Here is an 11534-nt window from a genome sequence, read left to right as displayed (position 1 = left end):
TGGAGATTGGAGATTGGAGATTAAAGTTAAAGAGAAATACGATAAAGTAGACAAACAATGAGAACAATTAACATCATTATAGCAGAATGTAGTATATGGCTTTCGTTTCACAAGATTGGCCGCTGTATTTTTTCAGGTTTTCTGGCGCTGATGCTCCTATCCTGTGGGAAGGACAAAGACTATACGATTGGATTGGAAGACGGCAAAAGCATCGTGATTAAAGATCTGGCGGGCGATACCGACGCTGCCATGGGAGATGGAGCCGAGGGCAAGGAAAAACGGCCATTCTACACCTTTCTATTTCGCTTTAAAGATCAAAAGCAAATCTGGATCAAGACAAAGGCGGATTCCGCCCAATGGCTGAAGACCAAAGACTGGGATATTGCTTTCACAGGGCCTTATAATTCCGAAGTCTTTGTCAATAATGCTGTGGATGAATTCAATCCCGGTTATCAGGGTGAAGCCAACAATACAGCTGTTATGCTCTTAAAACAGTCTTACCAAAGCCTTACGGTCGCCCCTTCGGATGAAGAATTCAATAAAAGCGGCACCGGTAAAATCGGCTGGGCGTCCAACTCTGAATCGCTGGGCTGGTTTCAGTATAGCCTGAGTACGCATATTATGCAGGCCCTGCCGAACCGTACCTATGCCATTCGCCTGCCCGATGGCAAATATGCCAAATTACANNTAAGGGAAATCCCTCAGCAGTGACCAATATGAACTGGCCTGCCCCTTACTACACTTTTAAATATTTTGTGCAGGAAGACGGCAGTAAAAACTTAAATACAAACACATTATAAATAAGGAAAAATTACACAATTAAATTAAAGATGAACAAATTATTTACAACAGCAGCACTTGTATGTGCATTGAGTTTAGGTTTTACTTCTTGTAGCAAGGATGATGATAAGGTAGAGCAAGTTGAACCAGAATATCAAGCTAAAGTGATGGTAAAGGACGGTGAAACTGTCGATTTGACCAAAGTCTCCAAAACGATCAATACACAGGGGACCATCAAACGTACGGGAAAAACTTATTCATTGCGCAATTTTAGACAGTTTACGATTGGTGAAGATGGTAAAGCAACTACTACTGCAGCAGAAACATTTTATTTTGATTTTAAAGAGAACGACGGACTTTCCGCGGCAGATTTTGTAGTTTCCATAAATGCAAAGGGGACAAATGTAGACTTCGTCACCAATAGCACTAAAGGATATACACTGTCCTATATAGACAAGGCATTTGACGAGGTTAAAGCCAACGACCAGTTCATTGCGGCTGCAAATAATTTATTAGGACTTCAAATGGCAAGCAGGCCGAATGTAATTGGTTGGTCGAATTATACAGGTAGTCCAAATCATCAGATTCTAGCGGTTGCTAACCGAACACTTATTATATCAAAAGATAATAGGCCCTTTTTCAAAATCAGGATGAATAGTGTCTATGAAAACGAAAAGCCCGAACAAGAAATAGCTCCGCGAAACTATTATTTCTATTCCATCGATTACCAAGAATTCAAATAAGACAATGGGCAACAGGGAAAATCTCCCTATTGCCTGTTTATTGTTAATCAGCTAAAACCAAAATTAATATATAAAATATCATTTTTCATACACAAGTAATAAGCTAAACTCTTTACCTTTACTATTATTTAGAATGATTTTAAATAAATATAAATATAACACATGAAGATATCAAGACAGCTTACCAGAACAAAGTACATTGCAATGCTCTGCATTGGTCTAGCAATCAATACCGCTTGCAGCAAGTCAGATCCGACAACAGAACCTGTTGTCGAACCACCGAAAGAAGAAGAAAGCAATACCGGGCTTTACAATAAATTAATAGCTGTGCGCAACTTTGCTGCTACAGATAAAAACGATGGTAACAACGCCGCTACTACTGTCTATTATAGCCTGGAGACGAACAAAGGTATACCAGAAACACACCGACAAACGCGTAACTGGGACATTGCCTTCAGCAATATCTTCAACAGCCATGTTTCTGGAAATAATGGGGCAAACAATACAAATTTTGGTTATGGTAACAACGCTACTGGTGGTATCCTAATCGTCGAGAAAGCATTCGACGAAGTAACGGAAGTGCCAGCTGATGCTGAATTCAAGGTGATCGGCGATGCGATCGGGATGGATCAGAATGGAGATGAGGGAAATGGTGTAGGCTGGTTATTGTATGACTTTTATGGCCGTTTGGTTCGTGAGCATGCTGTTCAGAATGAGCACGTAGCTTATGCCCTTGGAAATGGACTGACATTACTTAATGGAAAAGTAATTAAACCACGAACATTAATTGTTCGTACGGCAAAAGGTAATTATGCGAAAATTAGACCGGTTTCTATGTATAAAGGCCTCTATACATCCGATAAATGGTTTAAAGACTCCCCACACGTATTTATCTCCTTCGATTATGTCCTTGTGCCAAAAGGCAGCAAAACATTTGAGATAAAACCTTAGATAGTACAATTCTTATTCAAAAAAAACCGGATATACGGTCGAAGTACATCCGGTAACAAATTGACTAATTAACATATATTTATTAACTAGCCCACTGTAGAAGTGGCAAAATTACGAAAAAGAAATGAAAATCAAATTCACAACTTTATCCATTGCCTTAGGTCTTGCCGCGATTGGCATGACAACATCATGTAGCAAAGACAATCCACTTGCGCCCAGTGTAGAGGAGCAATCACTCAGCAAACGTGCTGTTACGCCTTCGACGACGATTGGCGGTACGGTAAACTTTACCGCAAGCGGTACAAAAGGATATTTAAAAACGATCGCTACAGGCACCTATGGTGCACGCAATTTCCACCAAGGTACAGTGCCAGATTTGGTGGACACAACACAATGGAAAAACCCAGCAAGCACCTATTACTACAGCTTGATTACCAATGATGGTGGTACATCTACTAGCTATGATTTTCAATTTAGTGGTACAGCAAATGCAAGTTTGACGGTAAATACCACGAAATATGACCTGTACTACGTAAACACCGCATTTGAATCGGTGACAACATTGCCTGATGATGCAAATTTAATTTCAAACGGTACAGCCGCTTCTAACAGTACAAATGGAACGGGCAATCCCAGCAGTACTGGCTGGTACATCTATAACATTAGCAATCACATTATGAGCAGCTATGGCCCAAGGACATATATTCTGGAAAATAAAACAACCCATGAATTATGGAAATTGCGTTTAAATAGTGTGTACAAAGATGAAACTCCAAATTCGGGTTTCGCAGCAACAAACTTTCCGTTTATGAGCTTTGATTATAAGAAATTATAACAAGCCTTGACACCCTTATTTTGTAATAAGAATTGTAAATTTTAAATCCGGTGCCAGCCATGCTGGTACCGGTTCTTTTCTCAACTAAAATGAAAAATCAGTTATTAACCACACACAAATTTGTCATCGCCTCGAGCGTTTTCATCAGCAGCTTATTGGCAAGCTCCTGTACAAAAACCGAGACTCAGCCCTTCGAGCAGGAGAGCAAGGCCCGGATCAGCAGTTTCAAGATTGTCAATACGAGCAAAGAAATCATCGGCGCCATAGACAATGAAACCAAGACCATTACGGTCACCCTTCCAGAGGGACTTTATATGACCAGTCTAGAACCCGAAATAAAAGTCGCATCAGGTGCTACGCTAAAACAAGGTACGGATACCCTGATTACAAATATGGTTGATTATTTTGCCAAAGGGCGTACAATTGAATACCCTGTTACCGCTACTGATGGCAGTACAGCGACCTATACGCTGATCGTCAAGAGTGACCAGCCGGCACTCCATGTGCAAGAGATTAGTTCAGATCCAAACGCACCAGTTATATATGACCAATCTAACTGGTATACCACCAATACTCTTTACATTTACAACAACCTCATTAGCTACCCCTATATTGCTACTTATGAGAGTGATTTGGAACTAGCACGTGCCAGCTTAGTGGATAAAGATGGAAAAGAATATCCTTTTAAACAAGCCTCTACGGCAAATCCCCCATCTGTTGCAAGTGCTTATATGAATCTTAGCCTGAATAATATTGAAGGACGTTTGACAGGCCCGGCCAATGCGCCGGTATACAACAAAGTGCCAGCAGCGGGTGATTACTATGTCAAAGTGCGTTACTACAGCCGTGAGGAAACCTTAAAAAATCCGATTCGAATTATTTACAACAACTAACTATACATTGATAGCTTATGGATGAAATGCATTTGCTTTTCGCCTTTACACATGCCTTTTGACGATAGAAAGTCACCACAACCATGAAAAAAAGAAACACATTATACCGTATTCCCATTTTGTTGCTCACTATGGGAGTCACACTATTCTCGGCTTGCAAAAAAGAGTATGAAATTGCGCCGACACCTTACACCGAAATCACCTCATTTAAGATTCCGTACAACGCGGGTAAAGATACCATCGTAGCAGCAGTGGATGGCGAAACCATCTATGTCTCCTGGCCCGGATCAACCGAATGGCCTATTCCGGAGACTGTTGCTCCCATTATCAACATTTCCAAAAATGCAAGTATAAGCCCTGCTTCTGGAACAGCCATTGCGCTCAAAGACGGGCTGCAATATCAGGTTAAAGCCCAGGACGGAACCCTCAAAACCTATACCATAAAACTGTCAAACGGTGCGCTTCTTCCCTCTTTCCAAGACGAAGAAACCCAAGTGACGGCAATTGTCGGCCAAAGCAGTTTTTATATCCGAATGAATAATCTTGCGCTGGATGGAAGCGATAATCTCTACCTCGTCGACGATCAGAATAAAAGCTATAAACTTATATTGAATACATTTACTACTTTCTATGTGGATCAGCAAGATGGTTCAGGTATTCCTGCCGGTGATTACTACGCGCAGGTGATCAACAAATTCGGCATCCCTGTTAAAAGTAGTAAAAAGTTTGTAACCGTTCCTGCCGGCCAATTCCTTCCTTATGTTTATTTTAGCCATACAAAAGAATGGCTGGTCAAAAGAGGTGAAATTATCAATCTGCCCGCAAGACATTTGACCAAAGCATCTGAGATTCGAGCTGTAAATTTAAAATATACCGAAGAGGGTAACGCCAACAGCTTGCCTTTGACTTTCCTCGGTATTTCTGATGATTTAAAATCCATTAAAGTGCAGATACCCGAAGATGCGCCGATAGGACTTACTTCAGATTTAAGCAGTGGTATTAGCATACGTGTAGTATTCAATCGTCTTCTCACACAAACCACTCCTTATCATGCCTATCCAATCAAAATCGTGGAGTAAAATCCTGCCGTTTTTCATAGATGATAAATCAGAAAACAGCATAAAAAATCAAAAATAAATACGAATCTTTATAGAATCGTTATAAATAAAAGAAAGAACATGTTAAGTCAACATATCAAAGAGCAGACGCACGCTGCTCACCAAAACGTAGAAGGAACGATCGTGCGCCAATTGAAAAATATTCGTTCTGAAGCAGATTATGCAGAGGTTTTAAAAGGTTTTTATGCTTATTTCCGTGCTGTGGAAGATAGCATCGCTCCTTTTGTTACATCCGAAGTATTACCTGATCTGGCGGAACGCCGCAACTCATCGTATATCAAAAGTGATATTGAAGCCTTGGGCGGTAACGTGGAGAATCTTCCGGAAGCAACAGCTCCGGCGGTAACCAATGTGCAGGAAGCTCTTGCGTCATTATATGTACTGGAAGGATCGATCATGGGTGGTCCCTACATCGTACAGATGCTGAATAAATATGGCGTCAACAAGGGAACCTCTTTCTTTGAGGGTTACGGTGACAATAGCCGTGAGATGTGGGCTGGGTTTACAGCAGTATTGAACAAATATGCTGCGGATCCTGCAACTTTTGACCGTTCGGTAGAAATTGCAAACCAAACTTTTTATAACTTTGGTGAAGTATTCACGCCTATTGCCAGTGCAAACTAAATAGGCTGGATATTGTTTAACCCTTCACATGGAGCAAAAAGACAATAATAAAGACAATAAATCAAAATGGTTGAAGCGTGCCGGCATGGGGGCATTTATTTTCTTCCTGGCAAAGGGACTTGTTTGGCTCGCGGTATTTTTTTTCGCAGCGAAGTCCTGTAGTACTTTTACTTAACGTTTGAAAAGAAGCAGTCTCTAGTATTTGCTATGAATGAATACTAGAGATTGCTTCTGTTAATTTCAAGCAAACAACCGTTTAGCGATTGCAAATTCCTTTAGCTCGCGCAGTATTTTCTATTACCGTTTTTAGCTTATTCCATTCACGCTCAGTTGGAAAGTTCATTGCTAGACAAGTTTATGTTAATATTCCAATGGTTGCTTCCTCCATCTTGCACATCGATAATATCTTGTGAGAACTTCTCGCACTTCATCCTTATGTCCCTATATAAATAGATACGGATAATAATATATAAACTTCCAAACTGGTTTTCGGTGGTGGATCTCCTTTGCCTCCTCCTTGCTGGTGATATGTCAAAACTTTATTAAAATTAACTGTATTTTCTTCTTCATCACGATAGCGTTTTTCATCATAATCGTAAAACATACCATCTTGGGCTTCTCTAATGACCTAGATATCTCTTCTTGCTATGTCACTATCAGGTTTAACCATAAGCAGCATTTGAGAATAAACAATAGCCTCTTCATCCGACAATATTTTTTCAGGAATATGGTTATAGTACAAAATAATCTCCAGAATATCTGCATCCATTGGCTTTAGCTTATCCGCTTCTTTCGCATGGTACAGACCTATCAATTCACACCCATCAATATGATTTAAAATCCCCCCATCAACCTACTAATGGATAGATGTATTCGCCAATCATCCTCTTTACCCCCTAAAAGTCTTAACATATAAGTATAGATAAAAAAGTTAACATCTCCGTTTTCTGGATTATAAGCAAGTCTATATAAAACTTGTTCAAACTCTTCAAAGTCAATACTATTAAACAAACTATCAAGTGGATTCAAGTTTAACTCCTTCAAACTAGTCTCCAAATTCTTTAATTCCATTTCGTTAATTACTTTGCTAAAACTTGTAACGCCTTCCATTTATAAACAGGATCAGTAATTACCCAAACATTGCTAACTACAGTCTTACCCGCAACATTTTTAGTAGACATTCCCTCTTTTACGGACAGAGATTACAATGGGAGTCTAAATATCCCCTCTATGCCGTAAGAATATGGGCCTTAATTTATCAAGTTCAATAGACTCCCATTGTCTCTCTTTCGCAAGTAAAAGAAGTTCATTGCCAATACATAATACCTCTTTAAAAAATACGTTTATATCAACAAAACAAGATGATGTTGATTTTCTGTTTTCAAAAAAATCTACCCTATATAAATTCGAAGCCTTAGATAAAGTAAAATAAAACGGTCCATCAAAAAAAACAAATCTTCCTTTGTAATTCGAATTAATTTTCATTACATCTAGTTCATTCTTCCAAGATTCTAAAATAAGAACAATATTATCATTCCATTGTTTTTCCGGAAAATATTTATCGGGTCCCAATTCTAGCGAAATAATGCCTGTTAAAACACCTCTTCGAGAAAATTCCAATGATTCTCTAACAAAATTAATTTTCATTTCTTACACTTTAGTAAACGGGATAACCTGTTTCAATAATTTTTGTTGCCTTATTAATCCACATCTCTATCTCCAAACCGTTTGAAGCCGTACCTCTTAATAACATACGATCTCCCTGTGTTTCAAGCTTAGTGTGAACATTTTTATATGCATCTCTTATTGTTTTAATTACAGTTTCCTTTGACATCGTTTCAGGAAATAATGTTTTCAATGGACTCACTCGGCTTCCTCCTTTAACATGACCTGATAAAACATGTTCTACATCTACAGACATTTTCTTCCAACTTGGTAATATCTTTTTGAGATGACTTATGACCTTCGTGCTTTTCTTTAAAGCATTTACTTTCCCATTTGGGCTTCGATCAAGAATAGCGAACCCAGCTGTAGCTATCCAATAAGATGTTTGATCAATTTTTGCTTCGTCAAATCTTGGCACAATGTAATGTCCTGTAAAATGATGAAAACTATCTTCAAACTGTGAAAAACCGGGTATGGCACTAAATTGCACATCCGCCATTGCATTCCAAACACCGTTAATTTGCGCACTATTTTGTTTATAAAAGTTATTCACACTCTTATAGCCATTTACAACTACTTCCTCAAGTCTGTTATAAGCATTAGTAAATACTTTTTTTATTGGAGGATCTCCATCACTCCACCCTCCATCGATATCAAAACCACTCACCGGATTATTCCCCATACCTACATAAGGCGAGTCATATTGTCCATAAGGATCTGTTGTCAACCATCTTCCTATCGCAGCATCATAATTACGTAGCTCAAAATTGTTCCAGCCGGTCTCCTTGTCCTTCTCAGCGTACAATCCCTGATAACCATATCTGTTCTCAATACCTCCAGAACGTACTTCCATACCAAAAGGATAGTAATCTGCATAGTAAACAATATCAGCCGCTCCCCCTGGAGTCTTGTTCCTGTTAATGACTACTCTAGTATTGCCCAGATGATCAGCAATCGTATATTGATAATTGCTTCCCAGTCTATAGTAGGTACCCAAACGATCCGATCCATAGATTGGCTGTTCCTTTAGCTGTATTGCTCCCGTTCCCTGCTGCTCAAAGACTGCGGCCAATGTCCCATTTCCATCGTAGCTGTACCAAGTTACCGCACCGGTACGATGATCTTTCTTCATCACCCGATTGCCGTCATCGTCGTATACAAAGCTAAGAATTATTGTCTGCTTTGTATTATCGCTGTAGATTTTACTTACCTTGCCTGTTACATCATAATCAAGGTACATGCCTGCAGATCCCTTTACCTGTGAAGCTAGCTGCCCCAATGCGTCGTAGGTGTAGTTAGCGTAGTTACTTACCGATGTTAATTTATTGGTATTCGCCTGATAATTGTAGGTATAATTACCTAAAACTGTAGTACCGGTTCCCGTGCGGATAAGGGATTTAATATTACCATGACTGTCATAGGTCAGCCCGTGTTCCCGGTTGGACTCGCCCGCAGAAACAAATGCAGAGCCAGCAAAATTTGGTGTCCCCCAGCGGCTTTCGGCCAGTTGTCCTACCGCGTCATAACTGTAGATGTTCATCACAGCAGCGACATCCGTCGAGCTCGGTTTCTTCGAAAACCAGCTTATTCCGTTAATCAGACCACTATAGCTTGCGGCACTTCCTCCCTTCTGGATATTGGGTATTCCTACCTGTTTGTTGTTATAGTCTCCCGGATGGTATTCTAGGTTTAAGCCAAAGACATCCGGCGCAAAACCATTCCCACCGTCCATCCCCGGATCTTTTGCTGCATTGGCGTTGTTAATACTCTTAAGTTTACCATCAATACTATACACATAATCTATACCCTGTAATTTATCACCCAGCTCCATGCGCTTAAGCGGGCCATGTAGGTAATAACTGTATTTAGCATGCAGAACTTTACTTGTAGCATTGTCAGTTGTATTGGTATAAGTGGCTACCAGACGTTTATTTTTATCATATTCAAAATAGTGAACCATGGTTTCAACAGCAGTACTTTTCTGGTAAATACTCTTGACCACATTGCCCAGATCATCATAGGTATAATCCATTGTTTTATAACCGAGACCGGCAACATATTTGACTGTCCAAATCACATTCCCATCACCATCGTAGTTGTACCAGGTTTTACTGACTAAATTCGCGGGAGTCACCGCTCCACTATACTTAGCCTTGGTAGCCACGGCGCTACCGGAAAGAAAATAGCTATCTTGAACGTAATTTGCAAGTGTGGGTACTACCGATGCTGTATCATAGGTCACCACAGTCACATCGTATTTTGTACCTGCTGGATACTTACTAGGATCTTCTTCGGTAGCATCAAGCATGGCAGCTGTAAGATTTCCAAAATTAACCGCACCCGAAGGGGACAGTTCACCGCTCTCCACATTGCGACCATAACGATCATAGTTTGTATAGCTGAACTTATTGGTCGATCTCTGAAGTGCGTTCTGTGAATAGCGCAGCTTACCATCACTGCTGTATTTGAGTTCACTCTTACCCGCATCCGGATCCGTGCTTTCAGTCAGGTTGCCTTTGCCATCATATTTGAATGTTTTGACAAATGGAACACTGGCCAATGTAGCAAAACTTCCTACGCCGCTGGTCCATAATTTCTTAACACCCTCCGGAGCTATAGTAGCTTTAACACGTCCCAGTTGATCATAGAATGTGAAAGTGACATCGGATAAACCTAACTTATAAATAATCTCATTATACCCCGAAAAATCGGAAAACTGATAAAGTCCCGGTAAAAGTGCCCTCGTCCCAACATTCACCGACTCAGCTTCACTCCGAAAATAGTCCTTTAGCTTACCAGATGGGAATGTGATATTTTGATTGGTGACTATACCAAAATAATTGGTTTCCGAGGTATTCAGCGCCAAAACTCCGGTCAACATCAGGTCATTCCCACTGCGTCCCGTCATTACGGTACGTCCATCTATGCTCACGACAACGGAAGCTCTATTGTCTGCATCAAAACTTACAGACATCATTTTCTGTCCGTTAACATTCAATGTCGTATCCCCGATATCAGAGACCGGAAAATAGGTACGGCGCACCAAATTATAAAAGTCCAGCTCTTTATGGACCGGCGCATTGAACTGGCGTACTTCGTGACCGCCACCCAATTTCATTACCTGTCCAACCCCGCCAGAGACAGACAGGACATTAGTGCCGTTTTTGGCTCCAGCGGATGTACTATAAGGCATATTGGTATAATCATGGAGCCTTTCCCAAGGGTTCTTGCTGCTGTAATAATAGCCTAGGCTGCCGATAAGGCCACTGGTGGTATCAACAGGATCGGGTTTGAGGCTCTTTTCCGGCAATCCTGCAGTGCTCGTAAATCTGCTATAATTGCGATAATTAAACACTGTATTCCCCGTTGCACGCACAAAATCTTCCTTATAATTGAATGCAGCATTGTTGATCGGAGCAGACATCGTTGTCCCTACCTGCCTACCCCCCACATCATAAAGAGGCTGTGCCGCCAGTACATGCCCAGCCTGGATATTCCTGGTCTGGGTTTGAATCAGTTTACCATTGTCATCAAAAAAAGACTTAGTCTCTCCAATAACCGCTCCACTCGCGTCAAAAGAACGGGACAATGTCCAGTTCATCTCCGTGTTCTCATTAGGATTGTTAGGAGCAGCTGGCCCAGAGACCCCATTGTCAATCCGCAGCACCACGTTTGACCCACTCTTAAAATGGACGCCTGGTTTGAGCGTTATACTCACTCCACTGGTTGCGGTATACGTTTGACCTGACTCCACAACAAATGAGGTCGTGCCACTCGCTGGTAAAGTTATTGGATTCAAGCTGACAGTTTGCGAAAATGTAACAAGAGGAATTACATGCAGTATAAATTGCAACATGATCCTTTTAGATATCAAAATTGTCTTCAGTGATTTTTTCATCCTACAATCCATGTTTTGAATGTTTAG

Annotated in this window: 12 protein-coding genes; 7 read left to right on the top strand and 5 right to left on the bottom strand. The window is 40.6% G+C overall.

Annotation, left to right across the window (positions count from 1 at the left end; all coding sequences use genetic code 11):
• The first annotated feature begins 830 nt into the window (after positions 1-830).
• From B4G94_RS27960 to B4G94_RS27930, 7 genes are all read left to right on the top strand, one after another.
• The gene (locus B4G94_RS27960; RefSeq protein WP_286863404.1) at positions 831-1523 is read left to right on the top strand and encodes a hypothetical protein; all 693 of its coding nucleotides are present in this window, start codon (positions 831-833) and stop codon (positions 1521-1523) included.
• 162 nt (positions 1524-1685) lie between these two features.
• The gene (locus B4G94_RS27955; RefSeq protein WP_286863403.1) at positions 1686-2474 is read left to right on the top strand and encodes an HmuY family protein; all 789 of its coding nucleotides are present in this window, start codon (positions 1686-1688) and stop codon (positions 2472-2474) included.
• 124 nt (positions 2475-2598) lie between these two features.
• Positions 2599-3309 (top strand): hypothetical protein, encoded by a 711-nt coding sequence (locus B4G94_RS27950; protein ID WP_286863402.1) that lies wholly within the window; start codon positions 2599-2601, stop codon positions 3307-3309.
• 89 nt (positions 3310-3398) lie between these two features.
• On the top strand, positions 3399-4202 hold the full coding sequence (locus B4G94_RS27945; protein WP_165307246.1) for a hypothetical protein: 804 nt from the start codon (positions 3399-3401) through the stop codon (positions 4200-4202).
• Between the two features lie 83 nt (positions 4203-4285).
• Positions 4286-5281, top strand: coding sequence for a hypothetical protein (locus tag B4G94_RS27940; RefSeq protein ID WP_286863401.1), 996 nt, complete (start codon positions 4286-4288; stop codon positions 5279-5281).
• A 99-nt stretch (positions 5282-5380) separates the two neighbouring features.
• Positions 5381-5944, top strand: coding sequence for a biliverdin-producing heme oxygenase (locus tag B4G94_RS27935; RefSeq protein ID WP_108633763.1), 564 nt, complete (start codon positions 5381-5383; stop codon positions 5942-5944).
• A 28-nt stretch (positions 5945-5972) separates the two neighbouring features.
• Positions 5973-6119 carry a hypothetical protein gene (locus B4G94_RS27930; RefSeq protein ID WP_286863400.1) on the top strand — a complete coding sequence of 49 codons (147 nt, stop codon included), beginning with the start codon at positions 5973-5975 and terminating at the stop codon, positions 6117-6119.
• A 258-nt stretch (positions 6120-6377) separates the two neighbouring features.
• Here B4G94_RS27930 and B4G94_RS27925 read toward each other — a convergent pair whose 3' ends face one another.
• From B4G94_RS27925 to B4G94_RS27905, 5 genes are all read right to left on the bottom strand, one after another.
• Positions 6378-6548: a hypothetical protein gene (locus tag B4G94_RS27925; protein WP_183078881.1), complete on the bottom strand. Its 171-nt coding sequence runs from the start codon at positions 6546-6548 to the stop codon at positions 6378-6380.
• A 24-nt stretch (positions 6549-6572) separates the two neighbouring features.
• Positions 6573-6713 (bottom strand): hypothetical protein, encoded by a 141-nt coding sequence (locus tag B4G94_RS27920; RefSeq protein WP_286863399.1) that lies wholly within the window; start codon positions 6711-6713, stop codon positions 6573-6575.
• Positions 6714-6778: 65 nt separating this feature from the next.
• The gene (locus B4G94_RS27915; RefSeq protein ID WP_286863398.1) at positions 6779-7054 is read right to left on the bottom strand and encodes a hypothetical protein; all 276 of its coding nucleotides are present in this window, start codon (positions 7052-7054) and stop codon (positions 6779-6781) included.
• A 105-nt stretch (positions 7055-7159) separates the two neighbouring features.
• Complete coding sequence (locus tag B4G94_RS27910) at positions 7160-7591, bottom strand: hypothetical protein (RefSeq protein ID WP_286863397.1); 432 nt, start codon at positions 7589-7591, stop codon at positions 7160-7162.
• 10 nt (positions 7592-7601) lie between these two features.
• Positions 7602-11507 carry an RHS repeat domain-containing protein gene (locus B4G94_RS27905; RefSeq protein ID WP_286863396.1) on the bottom strand — a complete coding sequence of 1302 codons (3906 nt, stop codon included), beginning with the start codon at positions 11505-11507 and terminating at the stop codon, positions 7602-7604.
• Positions 11508-11534: the final 27 nt, after the last annotated feature.

The organism is Sphingobacterium sp. UBA7625, assembly GCF_002484085.1.
GTDB lineage: Bacteria > Bacteroidota > Bacteroidia > Sphingobacteriales > Sphingobacteriaceae > Sphingobacterium > Sphingobacterium athyrii.
The sequence above is the reverse complement of the archived record's forward strand: the minus strand, read 5'-3'. Positions and strand labels throughout refer to the sequence as shown.